Here is an 18,586-nt window from a genome sequence, read left to right on the forward strand (position 1 = left end):
ACAATGTCGCAAGCAGCCAGTTCGAAAACCTACGAAAAGCTCGCCATAGAACAGCGGGACAATGGCGTCTTTATTGTCTCGCTCAACCGGCCGTCCAAGCGCAATGCGCTGGATGCCGCCACGATTGAGGAGCTCATCTGCTTTTTCAGCAGTGCGCATCGGAACGGCGTAAAGGCAGTGGTGCTAGCAGGTGCGGGCGACCATTTCTGTGCCGGCCTTGATCTGGTGGAGCACTGGAAAGAAGACCGCAGCCCGGATGACTTCATGCATGTCTGCCTGCGCTGGCACGAGGCCTTCAACAAGATGGAATACGGCGGGGTGCCGATCATTGCGGCCCTGCAGGGGGCGGTTGTCGGCGGCGGGCTGGAACTGGCCAGCGCGGCCCATGTCCGGGTAATGGATCAGACCACATATTTTGCGCTTCCTGAAGGCCAGCGCGGCATCTTTACCGGCGGCGGCGCCACTATTCGGGTTTCCGAAATGATCGGCAAATACCGGATGATTGACATGATCCTGACGGGCCGGGTGTATCAAGGGCAGGAAGCGGTCGACCTGGGACTGGCGCAATACATCACCGAAGAGTCCAGCTTCGACAAGGCGGTTGAGCTTGCCGACAAGGTTGCGCAAAACCTGCCACTGACCAACTATGCCATCTGTTCTGCGATCAGCCATTTGAACAATATGTCGGGCATGGATGCGGCTTATGCCGAGGCTGTCGTGGCCGGCGTTGTGAACACGCAGCCTGCGGCGCGCGAACGGCTAGAAGCCTTTGCCAACAAAACCGCAGCCCGCGTGCGGCCCAACAGCTAGGCCGCGCGAACCAGCCGTCAGGCCGTGGTTTTGCGCATGGCCTGATGGTACCGGACAGTGCAGGGCAGGGGGGATCCGTTTGCTCTTGGTGCAGCTGCGAAGCGCTGGGTGCGAAGCGGAGCGGAACCTGGATGTGATGCGGTTTACTGCCGCCTATTTGCGTCATTCGATGGATTTCGTGCGCGATGCTGGAGCGTTAGGATCAGGGCACCGTGCTGCGGGCAGCTTTGCTAAGTGCTTCGTGCCGACCTACGTATTGACAAAACCGGGTTTATAGTTATTTTTGTGCCATGACGATATCAAGCAACAACGCCCGCGCCCTTGCCGCCCTTGGTCACGATGCCCGTCTGGCCATCTTCCGCCTGCTGGTCAAAGCAGGGGAGGGCGGGCTTCGGGTTGGCGAGATTGCCGAACATCTGGGCTTGGCTCCCTCCACGCTGGCGCATCATCTGTCGGCACTGGTGGATGCCAGGCTGGTTGTGCAGGAAAAGCACGGGCGCGAAGTATTCAGCCGGGTCGATTATCCCGTGATGTTGGGCGTGGTGAATTTTCTGACATCCGAATGCTGCACAGGTGTCACCCTTGCTGCCAAGGAGGAGAACGCATGAGGTGAATGCCTCTTCTTCGACCTAAAATAACTATAAATCTGGTGATATGGAAATGACAAACGCAACAAACGTTCCCCCAAGATCAGGCACATCTGTCTGGCGGTTCTTCCAAGAGCAACGGGTCTGGCTGGCCTCTGCCGCACTCCTGCTGCTGCTGGCCATCTTTGATCCTGCCCAATCCGCAGATAGCGCTGTCTTTGCCGGGGCTGCGCTGGCGCATACGGCTCCCTATCTGCTGTTCTCCATTGCCATCGCGGCATGGGCTGGCGCCACTGGTGCCGACAATCTGGTTGCCAAGGCTTTTACCGGTAAACCGCTTCTGATGATTGCGCTTGGTGCGCTGGCAGGGGGGCTGTCACCGTTCTGCTCCTGCGGAGTGATCCCGCTCATCGCGGCACTTCTGTCGATGGGGGTGCCGTTGTCCGCCGTCATGGCGTTCTGGCTGGCATCGCCGATCATGGACCCGTCGATGTTCTTTCTGACCGCCGGAGTTCTGGGCGTTGAATTCGCTGTGGCCAAAACTGCTGCCGCAGTCGGCCTTGGCCTCTTTGGCGGTTTGGTTGTCCACTTGCTGAACCAGGGTGGCGCCTTAAAGGACGCGTTGCGCGAGGGTGTCGGAAACGGCGGCTGCGGCGGAGCCAAGATGCGTACGCCCAAGCCGGTGGTTTGGAAGTTTTGGATTGAGGCGGAGCGCCGGGCAAAATTTGCCGGAACCGCCTGGACCACGACGCTGTTCCTAGCCAAATGGCTGCTGCTGGCCTTCATTTTGGAAAGCCTGATGCTGGCCTGGATACCGGCCGAAACAGTGACTTCCGCCTTGGGCGGCGAAGGCCTGCTGCCGATCATTACCGCAACGCTGGTGGGTGTCCCCGCCTATCTGAACGGTTATGCGGCGCTGCCGTTGGTTGGCGGACTGATTGAGCAGGGCATGGCGCCGGGGGCAGGCCTTTCCTTTCTGGTGGCTGGCGGCGTGACTTCAATCCCTGCAGCTATGGCCGTTTGGGCGCTGGCCCGCCCGCAGGTCTTTGCGCTGTACCTCGGTCTATCGCTCAGCGGTGCCTTTTCCGTGGGGCTGCTGTTCCAGCTCTGGCACGCGGTCTGATCCAATCCCAGGGTCCGCGCACACCCGGGTCCTAACAGGTGGGCGCCGCCTAAGGCAGCGCCCGCTTCACCCCTCCGGATGCAAACGGGAGGGGCGGTAAGCCGGTGGCTTTGCCCCGCCCAGGCGTGCCGGTTCAGGCCTTTACCCGGCTCATCGACGGGTCGTAGAGCGGACTGATCTGGACCTTGCAGGGGACCCGCTTGGTGGCGACCTCCAGCTCGTAATTCCCGCGCAGCACGTAGTCGGCGGCCACGCCTTCGGGATTGCGGATGTAGCCGTAGCCGATGGACTGTCCGACGGTATGGCCATAGCCGCCCGAGGTCAGCCAGCCGACGCGTTTGCCGTTGCGGTAGATGGTTTCCCGGCCCAGGAGCACCACGCCGGGATCGGTGGTGAAACAGGCGAGCATCTTCTTGACGCCCTCTGCCTTCTGCGCTTCGGCGGCGGCGCGGCCCTTGAAGGGGATGTCCTTCCTGAGCTTCACCGCCCAGCCAAGCCCGGCCTCGAACGGGGTGTGGTCGGGGCCGATGTCCGAGCCCCAGGCACGGTAGCCCTTTTCCAGGCGCAGGGATTCGATCGAGCGGTAGCCGGCATTGACCAGCCCGTGCGGTTTACCCGCCTCCATCAGCGCTGCATAAACGGTCTGGGCGTATTCCACCGGCAGGTGCAGTTCCCAGCCCAGTTCCCCCACATAGGTCACGCGCAGCGCCTGCACCGGGCAGCCGGCAATGCCAATGGTGCGGATGGAGCCGAACTTGAAGCCGTCGTTGGAGACATCGTCGCGGGTGACAGCGGAGAGGATGTCGCGCGCTTTCGGCCCCATCAGCGACAGCACCGCGTTGGAGGAAGTGATGTCGAACAGCTGGCAGTTCATGCCGTCGGGAATGTTGCGGCGGATCCAGTCAAAGTCATGGGTGGCATAGCCGGTGCCGGTGACGATGTAGAACTCGTCCTGCGCGACGCGGCCCACCGTGAGATCACATTCGATGCCGCCCTTGCTGTTCAGCATCTGGGTGTAGATCAGCGATCCCACCGGCTTGTTCACGTCATTGGCGCAGATCCAGTTCATCGCGGCCAGCGCATCCGGGCCTTTCAGCGCGAATTTGGCAAAGGACGTCTGGTCATACAGCACCGCTGCCTCGCGCGCGGCCTTATGCTCGCGCCCCACTGCCTCGAACCAGTTCTGACGGCCGAAGCTGTAGAGGTCCTTGGGCGTCTCGCCCCTGTCGGCATCGGCAAACCAGTTCGGGCGTTCCCAGCCGAGTTTCTCGCCGAAACAAGCGCCTTGTGCTTTCAGCGTATCATAAAGCGGCGACTTGCGGCAGGGGCGCCCGCTGTCGTGTTCCTCATGCGGCCAGGCCATGGTGTAGTGTTTGCCATAGGCCTCCACTGTGCGGGTGCGCACCCAGTCGGTGTCGAAATGCGGCCGCCCGAAGCGGCGGATATCGGCGGACCACAAGTCGAACGGCGGCTCGCCGTTCTTCACCCATTCCGCCAGCGCCATGCCAGCGCCGCCACCTGCCGCAATACCAAAAGCGTTGAAGCCAGCGCCGACATAGAAGTTGCTGAGTTCCGGCGCCTCGCCGATGATAAAGTTGCCGTCGGGCGTGAAGCTTTCCGGCCCGTTGGTCAGCGTCTTGATACCAGCATGTTCCAGTGCCGGCACCCGGCCAAGCGCCTGTTCCATCAGCTGTTCGAAATGATCGAAGTTGCTGTCGAGCAGCGTGTAGTGGAAGCCTTGCGGAATACCGTCCGTGGCCCAAGGGATCGGGTTCGGCTCATAGCCGCCCATCACCAACCCGCCGACTTCCTCCTTGTAGTAGGTCAGCCGGTCCGGGTCGCGCAGAGTCGGCAGGTTTGACGGCACGCCCTCGAACGGCTCGGTGACCATGTACTGGTGCTCCATCGGCACCAGCGGCACGTTGACGCCGAACTGCTCGGCAAAAGTGCGGGTCCATTGGCCCGCGCAGCAGATCACTTTTTCGCATTCGATCCGGCCGTGTTCGGTGATCACGGCACGGATCTTGCCGTCCTCGATCTCGATATCGGTGACCTTGGTGTCCTCGAAGATCTTGGCCCCGGCCATGCGCGCGCCCTTGGCCAGCGCCTGGGTGATATCGGAGGGGTTGGCTTGGCCGTCAGTCGGCATGAAGGCCGCACCGATCACGTCGGAGATATCCATCAGCGGCCACAGGTCCTGGGCTTCCTTGGGGGTCAGCAGCTCCATCTCCAGCCCGAAGGAATGCGCGGTGGTGGCCTGGCGTTTAACCTCGGTCCAGCGCTCCTCGTTACAGGCCAGGCGCAGCCCGCCGTTCATCTTCCAGCCGGTGCCCAGGCCGGTTTCCTCTTCGATCTTGTTGTATAGATCGACCGAATACCCCAGCAGCTGGGTGATATTGGCGTTGGAGCGCAGCTGCCCGACCAGGCCGGCGGCGTGGAAGGTGGTGCCCGAGGTCAGCTTTTTCCGCTCCAGCAGAACAGTGTCCGTCCAGCCCAGTTTAGCCAGGTGGTAGGCGGTGGAGCAGCCGATGATGCCGCCACCGATGATGACTGCCTTGGCAGTTGAGGGAAGTTCAGTCATGTCAGTCCTCAGGTGTTTTGAAAGTCGTCAAGTGCGGCGCGGAAGCGCGTGAGGTTGCTAGCGGTGTAGGCCGCGTAGTCAAAGTCGATATCGGAGGTGAGCTCGGAGACCATGCTCCACATGGTTTCGCGCAGCAGCGAGGCGCATTTCATGGCGCCGTAGCGGTGCAACAGATCATCGTTTACCGGCGCCTCAAAGTAGGTCTCCAGCAGCCAAAGTTCCTGCTGCTGCGTAAGCCCGTTGTTGGAGGCAAGCCCGCCCAGGTCGAACAGCGGCGAGTTGAAGCCGGCATAGTCGTAGTCGATCAGCCAGAGCCGGTTGCCATCGTCGAGAAAGTTGCCGCACAGGAGGTCGTTGTGGCCAAAGACGATATCGAAGGGGCCTGCCGCCTGTTCCAGGCTGTTGCCGATGCCGGTCAGTTCGGCAGCCAGCGCCGCATGCGGACTGTTCTTGTCCTGCAGTGTCGCCGCATAGTCGCGGATCACATGGAAGACCCAGAACACCAGCGCCGGGCCGCGTAGATGTCTGGGAACATCGCGGTGGCAGGATTTCACCAGTTCCAGCACCCGCGGCAGCATGGCGGGATCGCGCACATCTTCTTCGGTCAGAGTGCGGCTTTCTATGAACTGCAGCACTGTCAGGTCATTTTCGGCATGCATCACCGCAGGCGACAGACCGGCGGCATGGGCGGCGCGGCTAGCAGCCAGTTCGTTGAAGCGCATCACCTGGTGCAGCGGAATGTCGTCGCCTGCGCGCACCACGTATTTGCCGCTCTGGTCCTCGACCAGGTAGTTCACGTTGGTGATGCCCCCGGTTAAAGGCTGCGTGGAGATGGCGCCGTGCCAGATCGGCAGGGCATGGATGCGCTCAAGCAGGCTGACGCGTTTTTGCAGGTCGGATTGGGTCATGGTCAGCTCTCCAGTCCAAAGCGGATGCGGGCGCCGCGGGCACCGGCATTGACCAGCCGGTCGGCGATGATAGCGATGAAGGCGATGGCAAGGCCTGCCACCAGACCGCGGCCAGTGTCAGCCTTGGTCAGTGCAATATAGACTTCCTGGCCCAGATCGCGGGTGCCGACCAGCGCAGTGATCACCAGCATCGACAGCGCCAGCATGATGGTCTGGTTGATGCCCAGCAGGATCTCCGGCAGCGCCATCGGCAGGCGCACCAGGCGCAGCAACTGCCAGCGGGTGCAGCCCGAGACCAGACCTGCCTCGATCAGCTCGCCGCTGACACTGCGCACGCCATGGGCGGCATAGCGGACGGCCGGAGCCAGCGCATACAGGACAATGGCGATCATCGCGGTGAAATCACCGATCCGGAACAGCATCACCACCGGGATCAGGTAGACAAAACTGGGCAGGGTCTGCAGCGTGTCGATCAGCAGGTTGATGGCGATGCCTGCGCGCCGGTTCAGTGCGGCCAGCACACCCAGAGGCACACCGATCAGGGTGGCGAGGATCACCGAGGCGCCGCAAAGATAGACAGTGACCATGGCCTTGGCCCAAAGGCCGCTGACTGCAATCAGGGCAGACATCACACCGCATAGCGCTGCCAGTTTCCAGCCGCCGACGCGCCAGCCCAGCAGCGTCAGCATGGCAATCGCCCAGGGCCAGGGAATGCCCAGCAGGGTTTTCTTGATCGGCAGTAGGAACCATTGCAGGAAGAAGACCTTCACCGCCTCGAACACATCGAAGTAGTTCACGTTCAGGTATTTGACTGCGTCATTCCAGAAGGCGCCGGTGGTGATGGTCTGGCTGGCCGGATAGTCCAGCAGCAACGGCGAGAATCGGCCCAGCACCCAGGTGATCATTAGCAGCGACAGTACCAGCACCGTACGTTTATGCCGGGCGGCCCAGGAGCCGGGTGAGGTGTGGTGGATCTGGCCCATGCGTTCGGCGAAGGCCTGGCTCAGCCGGTCCACGGCGATGGCCAGCACCACGATAGCGATGCCTGCCTCAAAGCCCGCGCCGATATCCAGGCGGCGCAGGGCTGCCAGCACGTCGAAGCCAAGCCCTCCGGCACCAATCATCGAGGCGATGATCACCATGTTGAGCGTCAGCATGATCACCTGATTGACGCCGACCATCAGGCTTTGGCTGGCCGAGGGCACCAGCACCCGCCACATCAGCTGCCGCTTGGTGGTGCCTGCCATCCGCCCGAAGTCGAGGATCTCCGGGTCCACCGCCTTGAGCGCCATGATGGTGATGCGGATCATAGGCGGGGTGGCATAGATGATGGTGGCGACCAGCGCCGAGACCGGGCCGAAGCCGAACATGAACAGAATCGGCACAAGATAGGCGAAGATCGGGATGGTCTGCATCAGGTCCAGAACAGGGGATAGGATGCGTTCACCCCGCGGGTGGCGATAGGCCCAGATGCCGGTCAGCAGCCCGCCGCCTGCGCCGATCGGCACCGCGATGACCACCGAGGCAAGCGTGACCATGGCGCTGTCCCACTGTCCGAAGACCGCAAGATAGGCAAAACAGGCCCCGGCGACCGCCGCCAGCCCCCAGTTGCGGCAGAAGTGCCCCAGGGCAATCACCGCGATGGTGACCGCGATCCAGCTGGCGGCCGGCAGCAGCACCTGCGGGGCCGGGCCGGGGCCGTACAGAAAACCATGCGCCAGCAGGCTCAGCATCAGCTCATAGGGCTGTTCGATCAGCCAGGCGATGGCGCGGGTGGCATCGGTGAAGGACACCGGGCCGATGGCCGCGTCTTCGACCAGCCAAGACATGGCGGAAGATATACGGGTTTTGAAGGGGATCACCCAAGAGGAGGGGATCTTGATCAGCCAGCGCGCATCCAGGGCCTTGGCCAGATCGCGGCCGAACCAGCCTAGCAGGATTGTGACCAGCACCAGCCCCCAGGCTGCGGAGCTTTGCCAAGTCAGACGCACTTTCATGCCGCTTGCCCCGCGCCGAACAGCACGCGGGCCACCGCTGTGCGGCCGATGCTGCCGATGATGCGCCCGTTTTCATCACACACCGGGCGCGGGGCATCTGCGGCGATGATCTGCTCTGCCACCTCCGATACGCGGGAGGCGGCCGGAACCGGGGGGCCGGCACCGTCCGTGCCCGGGGTCATGATGCCGCCCACCGTCAGCACCTTGGAGCGCGGGATGTGGCGGGTGAATTCGGCGACATATTCCGTGGCCGGGTTCAGCACCAGTTCCTCAGGCGTGGCAATCTGGATGATCTCGCCGTCCTTCATGATGGCGATACGGTCGGCAAGGCGCACGGCCTCCTCGAAGTCGTGGGTGATGAAGACGATGGTCTTGTGCAGGCGGGCCTGCAGGCGCAGGAATTCGTCCTGCATCTCGCGGCGGATCAGCGGATCAAGCGCTGAAAACGGCTCGTCCAGGAACCACAGGTCGGGTTCCGTCACCAGTGACCGGGCGATGCCGACGCGCTGCTGCTGGCCGCCTGACAGCTCGCGCGGGTAATAATCCTCGCGGCCTTTGAGGCCGACCAGTTCCACCACCTCGCGTGCCTTGGCGTCGGCTTCTCGCTTGGGTGTGGCCTGGACGGTCAGCGGGAACATCACGTTCTGCAGCACGGTCAGATGCGGCAGCAGGGCGAAGTGCTGGAACACCATGCCCATCTTGTGGCGGCGGATTTCGATTAGTTCCTGCTCGCTGGCGGTCAGCAGGTCGACGCCGTCAAACAGCACCTGGCCGCCAGTCGGCTCGATCAGCCGCGACAGGCAGCGCACCAGGGTGGATTTACCGGAGCCGGACAGCCCCATGATGATGAAGATCTCGCCCTCGGCAATGTCGATGCGGGCATTGCGCACCGCGCCGATAATACCCGCCTTGCGGATCTCCGCGCCGCTGGGGGACGGGTTGCCGTTCAAAAATGCCTCGGCATTGGCGCCATAAAGCTTCCAGATGTTGCGGCAGGAGAGTTTGGTCTTGGGGGTCATCAATGCGGTTCCTGGACCGGTCCGCAGAATGCGGCCGGGTTGATTGACGGGACAGGAGAAAAGACCGGGGCTGCCTGAGAGCGTGCAGCAGCCCCGGGGAGTGAGATCAGTTGCCGATCCAGCCGGACCAGCGGTCCTTGTTCGCGGTCATCCAGCCGGACACCACTGTATCGATATCGACGCCGTCCAGATCCGCCTTGCCGACCATGGCGCTCATCTCTTCGTTGGTAATCTGATAGGACTGCACGATCTCATAGGCGCCTGGCCATTTTTCCGGCAGTCCTGCCCAGGCCGCCTTCCAGATTGGGCCGCGCGGCTTGCCGCAGTCATAAGCCAGATCCGGGTTCACCCCGGCCGACGGATCGGAATAGCATTCCGAGGAATAGGGCGGGAACTCCACGAATTCGCCGTCGTATTTGGCCGGCGCCCAATGGGGCACGTAGACCCACAGGACAATCGGATCCTGGCGCTGATAGGCGGATTCAAGTTCGGCGAACAGCGCCGCATCGGTGCCCGCGTGAACCACTTCGAATTCCAGCTCCAGCGCCTCGACGCGTTCCTCGTCAAAGCCGCCCCAGGTGACCGGACCGCCGACATAGCGCCCGTAGGGAGAGGTCTCCGCGGTGGCGAATTCCTCGGCGCAGTCCTTCAGCGCCTGCCAGTCGGGCAGGCCGGGGCAGCGGTCTTTCATATAGGCGGGGTACCACCATTCCTCGATCGCCATCAGTCCGGTTTCGCCCGCGTTGACCACCTTGCCCGAGGCAGTGGCTTCGTCCAGCGCTTCGCGTCCGGTGGTCTCCCAGATCTCCATGGCCAAATGCAGGTCCCCGGTCTTCAGCCCGGCAAACTGGGCGATATAGTCTGCCTGGACATACTCGACGTTGTACCCTGCCTCCTGCAGGATGCTGCCCATGATTTTGGTGTTGATCAGCTGGCCGGACCAGTCGTGCAGTGTCAGCTTGATCGGATCGGAGGACTCGGCGGCCCAGGCGGATGGAGCGGAAACGGCGGCTGTCAGCGCCACGGCTCCCAAAGCGTTGAAGTTTCTCAGCATAAGGAATTCCCTGATATGTGGCATTTTGTGCGATTCTTGGCGTCGCGTACTGAGATCGTGCGGCGGTTACGCCTGTCAGTCAATAAAAAACCACAATAAGCCACATATATCGCTAATACTGGCCGTTTCCGGGCGAAAAATGCGGCGTCAGAGGTGCGTGTGTTGTTTTTTGTGGCTTTCTGGCGTAGCAACACGACAGGAGGCCAGATGACCAAAACCCGCAAGACCACCAACCAGCGTGAAGAGGAAATCCTGCGGGCGCTGCAGCAGGCAGGCGGGTCCTGCAGGGTTAGCTATCTGGCTGGCAGGCTGGGTGTGTCCAATGAAACCATCCGGCGAAACATCCGTACGCTGGAGGATGCCCAGGTGGTCCGCAAGGTTCACGGCGGGGTGCATCTGGTTGAAGATGTGAACGAGCTGCCGCTGCAAAGCCGGATGGACACCCACGCCTCTGAAAAGCAGCGTCTGGCCATCGAAGTGGCCAAGACCATCAGCGACGGGGATTCGGTCTTTCTGGATGTCGGCTCCACCACGGCCTATGTGGCGCAGGAACTGCGGCAGCGGTCAAACCTCTTTGTGGTGACCAACTCAGTGCTGGTGGCCCATGCGCTGGCCTCGCGCAACAACAACCGGGTGTTTCTGGCTGGCGGTGAGCTGCGCCCGCATGATGGCGGCGCCTTCGGAGCCGAAGCGCTGGATCTGGTGCGGCGGCTGAACGTGCAGTTTGCCATTTTTTCGGCAGGGGCGATCAATGCCGAACTGGGTTTCATGCTGCATGACCTGGAAGAGGCAAATCTGGCCCGTGTCGCGGCGGCCAATGCGCAGGTCCGGATAGTCGTTGCCGATCATGACAAGTTCAACAAGCGAGCGCCGGTGTCGATCGGCAAGGATACCAATTTCGAAGTCTTCTATACGGACGCGCAACCGCCGCAGGCAATCAAGGACATGCTCAAGGCGATGGATACCGATCTGATCGTGGTCGAGTAACGGGACTGCGGGCTGCTGCCGGACAGTTTGCAGTCACACTTTTGCGGCTGCGGCTGATGGGTGTCCCATCCCTGAAACAGCTTCTTCTGGAATTTTCCATCTAGCCGTGCCTTGGGAAACACTCGTCCATAGGATGCCTGCCGCAGATGTGCCCGGTGCGCGGAATTTCTGCTGCGGAATAACTTTTTCTTGCCGCAACGAAAGGGATGCGCTACCCGCGCTTTACCGGTCCCGAAAGGGCTAAGAGGGAATCCGCGGTGCCTGCCGGCGCCAAACGGAACTGCCCCCGCAACTGTAGGCGGCGAGAGCTGTGCCTTGACGTCACTGGACCAAAACAGTCCGGGAAGACGGCACAGTCATTGACCCGCCAGTCAGGAGACCTGCCGGTGAAAACCGAAAAACACCGGGCGGGGTTGTCCGGGGAGGTTGCCGATAAGATGCGCCGCCGTTTTCCGGTGCCGCAAGCGGGGGCAAGGACCTCTGGCTTACCGGTCAATGCCCTTTCACCCGTTCTCCGGTCATTGACACATGGAGATCGAATATCATGTTTTTGCGTTCCGGCCTGATCGGCCTTTCCTTAATCGCTGCCGCACAGGCTGCGGCGGCCGGTGGAACTTTTCCGCTGACCATAGAAAACTGCGGCCAGTCGGTCACTTTCGAGGCGCCGGCAGCGTCTTCCGTAACGGTTGGCCAAGCGGCGACCGAAGTGCTTTACGCGCTGGGGCTGGGGGACAAAGTGTTAGGCACCTCGGTCTGGTTCAACGACGTGCTGCCCGAGTACGCGGACCTGAATGCCAAGATCGACCGCCTGGCCGACAACGATCCGAGCTTTGAAAGCGTGGTTGCCAAGCGGCCCGGTCTGGTTGCAGCGCAGTACGAATGGCACGTTGGCCCCGAAGGCGTCGTGGCCAAGCGTGAGCAATTCCATGATCTGGGTATTCCGACCTATGTGATGCCCGCCGATTGCGTCGGTAAGGACAACACCACCGGCGGCGACGGCACCCGCACCCGGATGTTCACCACCGGCAGCCTGTACCAGGGCATTGAGGAGCTGGCGGCAATCTTTGGCGAAGCCGATAAAGGCGCCGAATTGGTCGCCGACTACAAGGCCCGCGAGGCAGCAGCTGTTGCCAAGGCGCAGGAAGTCGCACTGGACGATGCATCCGCCGTGTTCTGGTTCTCTTCGCCTGAAATGGAGAGCGATCCGTTTGTGGCAGGCGAGAAGGGCGCGCCGGGCTACATGATGCAGCAGCTGGGTCTGCGCAACGTCATCGAAACCGACGAGGAATGGCCGACGGTCGGCTGGGAAACCATTGCCAAAGCCAACCCCACGGTGATTGTGATTGCCCGCATGGACCGCCGCCGCTTTGCTGCGGATGACTATGAGAAAAAGCTGGAGTTTCTGCGCAATGATCCGGTGGCCAGTCAGATGGATGCGGTCAAGAACAACCGCATCGTCGTGATGGACGCTCAGGCGATGGACGCCACCATCCGTGCCATTCCGGCGCTGGAGGAACTGGCTGCTGAACTCAGCGCGATCGGCAACAGCCAGTGAGCGCAGCCGCCGCAATCACCTGGCAGGGCGTCAAGGGCGCTTGTCTGGCCTTGCCGGTTCTGATTGCGGCGGTCCTGGCAGGCGCAATGATCGGGGAAACCGCGCTTGCGCCTGACCTTGTGCTGTCTGTTCTGGCCAACAAGCTGGCCGGGGCGGGCCTGCCGGTGGACCCGATCGACCAGGGTATCATCTGGAGCTACCGGCTGCCGCGGGCGCTGGTGGCGGGGGCCTGCGGGGCGGCGCTGGCAGTGGCGGGCGTGGTGTTGCAGGCGCTGCTGCGCAATGCGCTGGCCGATCCATACATCCTCGGCATCTCTGCCGGCGCCTCGACCGGGGCGGTGGCAGTGACCATTGCTGGGCTGGGAGGCGGTGCGCTGTCGCTGTCCTTTGGCGCCTTCAATGGCGCGCTGCTGGCCTTTGGCTTTGTTGCCATTCTTGCCCGGGCCGCCGGAGCAGGCGGCAGCCGCGCAGCGGCAGCGCAGATCGTGCTGGCCGGCATTGCGGGTTCGCAGCTGTTCAACGCGCTGACTGCCTTCATCATCGCTAAATCGGCCAATGCCGATCAGGCCCGCGGAATTATGTTCTGGCTGATGGGCAATATGAGCGGGGTGCGCTGGCCGGATGTGTGGCTGGCGGTGCCGCTGGCGCTGGCGGGCTGGGGGGTCTGCCGGTTCCATGCACGGGCTCTGGACGCCTTTACTTTTGGCACCGATTCCGCAGCTTCGCTGGGCATTCCGGTGCGGCAGGTGCAAGTTGTTCTGATCTTCGCTACCGCGCTGACGACTGCGGTGATGGTGTCAATTGTCGGCTCTATCGGCTTTGTCGGCCTGGTCATTCCCCATGCGGCACGCTTCCTGGTTGGCCCCGGCCACCGCAGGCTGATGCCGGCCGCGGCGCTGACCGGGGCAGTGTTCCTGATTGGTGCCGACATCGTGTCGCGCATCATCATTCCGGGACAGGTGCTGCCCATCGGCGTTGTCACAGCCCTGATCGGCGCGCCGTCCTTTGCGGTGATCCTGGTGCGTGGAAGAAGGGCTGCGCGATGAAGATCGAAGCCCGCAGCCTGTCTTACTCCATCCGCGGCAAGCTGCTGTTGTCTGATGTCTCATTGACGGTGCAGCCGGGAGAGACCCTGGCGCTGGTCGGTCCGAACGGATCTGGGAAATCCACGCTGATGCGGCTGCTGGCGGGTCTGGCGCGCCCCTCGCAAGGCGAGGTTCTGCTGGCGGAAAAATCCTTGGCGCGGCTGACGCGCAGAGAGGTCGCCCAGCGGACCGCGATCGTTGAACAGCAGGCCGACACCGCCGAGCGAATTACCGCACGGTCGGTGGTGGAACTGGGGCGGACCCCTTGGCTGTCAGCGTTGAGGCCCTGGAGCGGCGAAGACAGCCAGCATGTGGAAAATGCGCTGAAGACAGTGGAAATGGAGGGGTTTGCCAGCCGCGAGTGGGCCACCCTGTCCGGCGGCGAACGGCAGCGGCTGCACATCGCCCGCGCGCTTGCTCAGAGGCCCGGGCTGCTGCTGCTGGACGAGCCGACAAACCACTTGGATATTCACCATCAGTTGTCGATCCTCAATTGCATCCGGAACCTGAAGGTGACCACCGTCGTGGCGCTGCACGATCTGAACCAGGCGTTGATGTGCGACCGGGTGGCGGTGCTGTCGGGCGGACGCCTGGTGGCGCTGGGCACACCGCAGCAGGCGTTGGCGCCTGAAATGGTTTCAGGGATCTTCGGGATCAAGGCCCGCTGGGTCGAGGATGCGGAGGGCAGTGAGCCGTTTCTGTCCTTTCACCTGGCCTGAGAGTGCCGCAGCACAAGTCTCCCGCCCGTTGCCGGATGTCCTGTCGGGCAGCCGGCGCCCGTTGGGCCCGGCGCCGCGCTGCGGCGCGGCGGACCGGTCAGCACTGCTGACCGGATGTTTCGCGCGCGAAACATTAAGGCAGAAAGGCTGACCTTCTTGTCATCTTGCGGGAGATGGCCTGGGGCTGTCTTAGCTGTTGGTGATCCCGCCAAGGATCTTGTTGCGCTGGATCTTCCCTGATGGCCCCTTCGGCAGGTCCGGCAGGATGTGGATCTCGTCCGGCGATTTGAACCGGCCCAGTACGGAGTGGCAGATCTCAATCAGCTCCAGCGGTGTCAGGCTGGAGCCGTCGCGGATCTTGACTGCGGCCTCGACCGTTTCGCCGTAGCTCTTGCAAGGACGGCCAAAGGCAGCGGCCTCGACCACATCGGGATGCGAATAGAGCGCTTCGTCAATCTCGCGCGGGGCGATGTTTTCGCCGCCCTTGATGATCAGCTCTTTCAGGCGTCCGGTTACAAAGACATAGCCGTCTCCGTCGATGCGGCCCAGATCGCCGGTGCGCAGCCAGCCGTCCTTGGTGAAGGTGTCCGCCGTGGCCTCGGGGTTGTTGAGGTATTCGCACATCACGTTGGGGCCGCGCACGGCCAGCTCGCCCTCGGTGCCATCGGTCACAGGTTGCTGGTTCGCACCGAGGATGGCGATGTCGTTGCCATAGCCGACGCCGGGGGAGCCGATCTTGCGGATGCCCGGGGGCAGGGGGTTCGACAGGATCTGCGCGGCGGTTTCGGTGAGGCCCATGGTTTCGATGATCGGTATTCCAAACCGGTCCTCAAACGCGCGCTGCACATCCGGGGCCAGCGCCGAGGAGGCGGAGCGGCCAAAGCGCAGACGTGCCCTTGTGCTGTCGACGGGATCAAGCTCCGAGTGCAGCAGATGTGAAATGATGGTCGGCACCACCGAAAACCAGGTGGCCTTGGACCAGCCCGCATGGGCCCAGAAGCGGCTGGCCGAGAAGCGCTCGCACATGGCCAGCGAGCCGCCGGAGATCAGCGTGCCCATCACCGTCACACACAGCCCGTTGATATGGTAGACCGGCAGCACGCACAGACCGCGGTCCTGCGGTGTCAGCTCATGCGCGACCGCCGTGGTCCAGCCGCCGGCCAGCAGGCTGGCGTGGCTGTGGACAACCCCCTTGGGCTGTCCGGTGGTGCCGGAGGTGTACATAAGCAAAGCGTGGTCACCGGCAGAGAGCGGGTGCAGCTCTGCCGGTGAGCCGCCAGTTACTGCCTGCCTGTCCAATGGGGAGAGGATGGACAGGTCGGCAGTCTGCTCGAACAGCCCGGTCTGGCTGTCATGAACAAAGGCAAAGCGGGCGCCGCTGTGCTGCAGGGCGTAGGCGACGGCGGTGTTGCCAGCGACCAGGTTGATCATCGTGGCGCGGAAGCCGCCGTACAGCACCCCGAACAGGCATTCGAGGGCTTCGCGCCCGTTTGGCTGCAGGATCGCGATGCTTTCGCCCTTCGCGATGCCCATCGCGGTCAGCGAACTGGCGATGTCTTCGGCTGTGCAGCGAAGTTCCTGCCAGCTGAGGTCCGGACCGCCATCCGGGAAGACAAAGCCGGTGCCGCCTTCGCCGGCGCGTTTGTTCAGCCAGTCGCGAATGGTTCCCTTGGGCGGTTCCATCATTGACCCGCCTCCGCCCAGTAGCTGGCAAAGATATCCTCCAATGCCGGCTCGCGCGCAGGGATTTCGCGCACGACTTTGGTGGTTTGCACGAAATGGCGCCAGTCGAGGTTGGTGTCGATCGCATTGCCGCCCCAGCTGCCGCAGCCCATCGACAGGGAAAACGGCATCCCATTGGTAAAGGCGCCGCCGGTGGCAAATGTATGGGCCTGATTGACGATCACGCGGCAGGTTGGCATTTCGCGGCCCAGCTCAATCGCGCGTTCGTCCTTGGCAGTGTGAATGCCGATGGAATGGCCGCCGCCCTGATGGTCCAGAATGCGGGCGGCGATGGCTTTGGCATCCGCGAAATCGGCGGCGCGGTAGACCGCCAGAATGCGGCTCAGCTTTTCGCCGGACAGGGGGTGATCCGGGCCGATCCCCTTGGTTTCCACCGCCAGGAATTTGGTATCTGCGGGGACATTTCCGCCCATGTCCAGCGCGGCCAGCATCTTGTCCGCGTCCTGTGCAATGACTTCGCGGTTCAGGTGGCCGTCCGGCCAGAGCCTGGCGATGATGCCGTCTGCGTCAGCCTCAGGGACCAGCGCGCCGCCTTCCTGGGCGAATGCGGCGATAAACCGGTCATAAATGGCGTCCACCACCACAACCGAGTTCTCCGAGGAGCAGGAGGTGGCATTGTCGAAAGTCTTGGAGGCGGTGATCTTGGCTGCTGCATCGGGCAGATCGGCGGTCTCGTCCACGATCACCGACACATTGCCGGCCCCGACGGCCACAGCAGGGGTGCCGCAGGACTGGGCGCGGTGGACGTTGTTCTGGCTGCCGGTGCAAATCACCCGGTCGGCGGCCTCCATCAGCGCCTGGGTCTTGGCCTTGGAACCGGGTGCAGGGATCATCTGCACCAGATCCGGATCCAGCTCCAGCTTGGCGAATTCGGCGTGGATATAGGACAGCAGCAATTCACAGGAGGCGACGCCCTTGGGCGACGGGGCCACGACGATTGCATTGCCGCCTTTCAGCGCGTTGATGATGTTGTTGGCCGGCGTTGCCGCCGGGTTGGTCGAGGGGACCACCGCACCGATCACACCGATGGGGCGCATGATTTCGGTGATGCCGGTCGCGGGATCGTCGCTGATGATGCCGTGGGTCTGGACGTCTGCAAGGTCGCGCAGCAGTCCCAGCGTTTTGCGGTGGTTCTTGGTGATCTTGTCCGGCACGTTGCCCAGGCCGGTGGATTCAACGGCAAGCGCGGCAAGGGACCGGTTGCGGGCGGGCTCCATGATGGCCCAGCCTGCCGCCAAAGCTGCCTTGTCATATAGCGCCTGGCTGCCGCGGGCCTCGAAGGCCTGCTGAGCGGTGCGCGCGCGCGCCACGATCTGTTTCACCTCGGCAGTGCCGACGGCGATTGCGTCCTGAGCGGTCATGTCTTTCCTCGATTGATTGTCCGGGGCAAGGGGGCTGCCCCGGAGGGTTTCGGCCAGGGGGTGCGGGATCAGAGCCCGGCCAGAAGTTCCTTGAGCGTCTGTTCGCGGGCGGCCCACATCGCTTTGACCTCATCGCGGGTCATGATGTGCATGGGCGATCCGCCGGCCTGCATCTTCTTGGCCACACGCGGGTTGGCGAACATTTCCGGCACGGTGGCGGCAAGCTGGTCGATCACCTCCTGCGGGGTGCCCTTGGGGACCATCACACCGCGGAAATTGACCGAGGAGTTGTCCACTTCCAGCCCTTGTTCCTGCATGGTGGGCACATCGGGCAGGAACTCGGAGCGTGCGAGGTCCGCGACGCCGAGGATCCTGACATTGCCCGCCGCTTGTGCGCGGAACGCATCGGACAGGTTGTTGACCCCGCCCATGACCTCACCGGCGATCACTGCCTTCATCGCAGCAGCACCGCCGCCTTTGGTCGGGATATAGGCCATCTTGACGCCCGCGGCCTTTTCAATCTGCAGCGCGGCAATGTGGTGGCCAACAAACAGCCCGGCGCCTGAGAAGGTCAGCTTGCCCGGGTTCTCCTTGGCATGGGCAACCACATCCGCCATTGAATTGAAGGGGCTGTCAGCAGCGACGACAAACACCGCCGGGTCTGCACCCCAGTTGGCAATGGGTTCAAAACTGTCAGAAGAATACTGCACGCCGCCCTTGATCGACTGGGCGATGAAGTGCGGCACGTTGTAGGCGGCCAGCGTGTAGCCATCCGGATCCGCCTGGGTGGCAAACCAGTTCCAGCCGACACGGCCACCGGCGCCGGGCTTGTTGATGATGGCGATGGGCATCCCCAGCGCATCCTCGTTGCCCGCGGTCATAGTGACGATACGGGCCTGAAAGTCAGTGGCACCGCCCGCGCCGTAAGAGACCATCATCATGATCGGGCGTTCCGGGTACTCCTCGGCCAAGGCAGCGCCTGCCAGGCCCATCAGCGTCATGGCAGCGCCTGTGATCAGTTTTCTCATTTTCTTCTCCTCCCTTATGGTTTCGGATC

At 62.9% G+C, this 18,586-nt stretch carries 14 protein-coding genes, 1 pseudogene and 1 riboswitch; of the genes and pseudogenes, 7 read left to right on the forward strand and 8 right to left on the reverse strand.

All coding sequences use genetic code 11. The features are described 5' to 3' along the window. The first annotated feature begins 3 nt into the window (after positions 1-3). From dmdD to AQUI_RS0113885, 3 genes are all read left to right on the forward strand, one after another. Positions 4-810, forward strand: coding sequence for a methylthioacryloyl-CoA hydratase (dmdD, locus tag AQUI_RS0113875; RefSeq protein ID WP_027258037.1), 807 nt, complete (start codon positions 4-6; stop codon positions 808-810). Between the two features lie 290 nt (positions 811-1,100). Next, the gene (locus AQUI_RS0113880; protein ID WP_027258038.1) at positions 1,101-1,418 is read left to right on the forward strand and encodes an ArsR/SmtB family transcription factor; all 318 of its coding nucleotides are present in this window, start codon (positions 1,101-1,103) and stop codon (positions 1,416-1,418) included. Between the two features lie 52 nt (positions 1,419-1,470). Then, on the forward strand, positions 1,471-2,520 hold the full coding sequence (locus AQUI_RS0113885; protein ID WP_027258039.1) for a permease: 1,050 nt from the start codon (positions 1,471-1,473) through the stop codon (positions 2,518-2,520). A 133-nt stretch (positions 2,521-2,653) separates the two neighbouring features. On the opposite strand, the gene AQUI_RS0113890 is transcribed toward AQUI_RS0113885, so the two are convergent. From AQUI_RS0113890 to AQUI_RS0113910, 5 genes are all read right to left on the reverse strand, one after another. After that, positions 2,654-5,101, reverse strand: a complete 2,448-nt coding sequence (locus AQUI_RS0113890; RefSeq protein WP_027258040.1) for a GcvT family protein — start codon at positions 5,099-5,101, stop codon at positions 2,654-2,656. A gap of 8 nt (positions 5,102-5,109) precedes the next feature. Continuing rightward, positions 5,110-6,009: a phosphotransferase gene (locus AQUI_RS0113895; protein ID WP_035919975.1), complete on the reverse strand. Its 900-nt coding sequence runs from the start codon at positions 6,007-6,009 to the stop codon at positions 5,110-5,112. Between the two features lie 2 nt (positions 6,010-6,011). Next, a complete protein-coding gene (locus AQUI_RS0113900; RefSeq protein WP_027258042.1) occupies positions 6,012-8,006 on the reverse strand; it encodes an ABC transporter permease in 1,995 nt (664 codons plus the stop codon). After that, a complete protein-coding gene (locus AQUI_RS0113905) occupies positions 8,003-9,025 on the reverse strand; it encodes a quaternary amine ABC transporter ATP-binding protein (RefSeq protein ID WP_027258043.1) in 1,023 nt (340 codons plus the stop codon). Before AQUI_RS0113905 ends, AQUI_RS0113900 begins: the two co-directional genes overlap by 4 nt. Before the next feature lie 106 nt (positions 9,026-9,131). Next, a complete protein-coding gene (locus AQUI_RS0113910) occupies positions 9,132-10,079 on the reverse strand; it encodes an ABC transporter substrate-binding protein (protein ID WP_027258044.1) in 948 nt (315 codons plus the stop codon). Between the two features lie 207 nt (positions 10,080-10,286). Here AQUI_RS0113910 and AQUI_RS0113915 point away from each other — a divergent pair, with 207 nt between their 5' ends. The 4 genes and pseudogenes from AQUI_RS0113915 to AQUI_RS0113930 form a co-directional block, all read left to right on the forward strand. Beyond that, complete coding sequence (locus AQUI_RS0113915; RefSeq protein WP_027258045.1) at positions 10,287-11,066, forward strand: DeoR/GlpR family DNA-binding transcription regulator; 780 nt, start codon at positions 10,287-10,289, stop codon at positions 11,064-11,066. A gap of 209 nt (positions 11,067-11,275) precedes the next feature. Next, positions 11,276-11,468, forward strand: a riboswitch (cobalamin riboswitch). Between the two features lie 142 nt (positions 11,469-11,610). After that, on the forward strand, positions 11,611-12,621 hold the full coding sequence (locus tag AQUI_RS0113920; RefSeq protein WP_027258046.1) for an ABC transporter substrate-binding protein: 1,011 nt from the start codon (positions 11,611-11,613) through the stop codon (positions 12,619-12,621). Then, positions 12,618-13,667: a FecCD family ABC transporter permease gene (locus tag AQUI_RS0113925; RefSeq protein ID WP_035919978.1), complete on the forward strand. Its 1,050-nt coding sequence runs from the start codon at positions 12,618-12,620 to the stop codon at positions 13,665-13,667. The genes AQUI_RS0113920 and AQUI_RS0113925 overlap by 4 nt, the downstream gene beginning before the upstream one ends. Further along, a pseudogene (locus AQUI_RS0113930) lies at positions 13,664-14,174 on the forward strand (ABC transporter ATP-binding protein); the annotation flags it as partial. The gene AQUI_RS0113925 and the pseudogene AQUI_RS0113930, both read left to right, overlap by 4 nt. A gap of 440 nt (positions 14,175-14,614) precedes the next feature. Here the strand turns inward: AQUI_RS0113930 and AQUI_RS0113935 are convergent. The 3 genes from AQUI_RS0113935 to AQUI_RS0113945 form a co-directional block, all read right to left on the reverse strand. Continuing rightward, entirely contained in the window at positions 14,615-16,111 is a 1,497-nt protein-coding gene (locus AQUI_RS0113935; RefSeq protein WP_027258049.1) for an AMP-binding protein, read from the reverse strand. Continuing rightward, positions 16,108-17,529: an acylating sulfoacetaldehyde dehydrogenase gene (sauS, locus tag AQUI_RS0113940; RefSeq protein ID WP_027258050.1), complete on the reverse strand. Its 1,422-nt coding sequence runs from the start codon at positions 17,527-17,529 to the stop codon at positions 16,108-16,110. Before sauS ends, AQUI_RS0113935 begins: the two co-directional genes overlap by 4 nt. A 68-nt stretch (positions 17,530-17,597) precedes the next feature. Then, positions 17,598-18,557, reverse strand: a complete 960-nt coding sequence (locus AQUI_RS0113945; RefSeq protein ID WP_027258051.1) for a Bug family tripartite tricarboxylate transporter substrate binding protein — start codon at positions 18,555-18,557, stop codon at positions 17,598-17,600. Positions 18,558-18,586: the final 29 nt, after the last annotated feature.

The organism is Leisingera aquimarina DSM 24565 (assembly GCF_000473165.1).
GTDB lineage: Bacteria > Pseudomonadota > Alphaproteobacteria > Rhodobacterales > Rhodobacteraceae > Leisingera > Leisingera aquimarina.

Excerpts from the sequence above, each read along its gene's own strand:
- AQUI_RS0113945 (WP_027258051.1), bottom strand. The coding sequence starts at position 18,557 with ATGAGAAAACTGATCACAGGCGCTGCCATGACGCTGATGGGCCTGGCA.
- AQUI_RS0113920 (WP_027258046.1), top strand. The coding sequence starts at position 11,611 with ATGTTTTTGCGTTCCGGCCTGATCGGCCTTTCCTTAATCGCTGCCGCA.
- AQUI_RS0113880 (WP_027258038.1), top strand. The coding sequence starts at position 1,101 with ATGACGATATCAAGCAACAACGCCCGCGCCCTTGCCGCCCTTGGTCAC.
- AQUI_RS0113885 (WP_027258039.1), top strand. The coding sequence starts at position 1,471 with ATGACAAACGCAACAAACGTTCCCCCAAGATCAGGCACATCTGTCTGG.
- sauS (WP_027258050.1), bottom strand. The coding sequence starts at position 17,529 with ATGACCGCTCAGGACGCAATCGCCGTCGGCACTGCCGAGGTGAAACAG.
- AQUI_RS0113900 (WP_027258042.1), bottom strand. The coding sequence starts at position 8,006 with ATGAAAGTGCGTCTGACTTGGCAAAGCTCCGCAGCCTGGGGGCTGGTG.
- AQUI_RS0113905 (WP_027258043.1), bottom strand. The coding sequence starts at position 9,025 with ATGACCCCCAAGACCAAACTCTCCTGCCGCAACATCTGGAAGCTTTAT.
- dmdD (WP_027258037.1), top strand. The coding sequence starts at position 4 with ATGTCGCAAGCAGCCAGTTCGAAAACCTACGAAAAGCTCGCCATAGAA.
- AQUI_RS0113890 (WP_027258040.1), bottom strand. The coding sequence starts at position 5,101 with ATGACTGAACTTCCCTCAACTGCCAAGGCAGTCATCATCGGTGGCGGC.
- AQUI_RS0113935 (WP_027258049.1), bottom strand. The coding sequence starts at position 16,111 with ATGATGGAACCGCCCAAGGGAACCATTCGCGACTGGCTGAACAAACGC.
- AQUI_RS0113895 (WP_035919975.1), bottom strand. The coding sequence starts at position 6,009 with ATGACCCAATCCGACCTGCAAAAACGCGTCAGCCTGCTTGAGCGCATC.
- AQUI_RS0113910 (WP_027258044.1), bottom strand. The coding sequence starts at position 10,079 with ATGCTGAGAAACTTCAACGCTTTGGGAGCCGTGGCGCTGACAGCCGCC.
- AQUI_RS0113915 (WP_027258045.1), top strand. The coding sequence starts at position 10,287 with ATGACCAAAACCCGCAAGACCACCAACCAGCGTGAAGAGGAAATCCTG.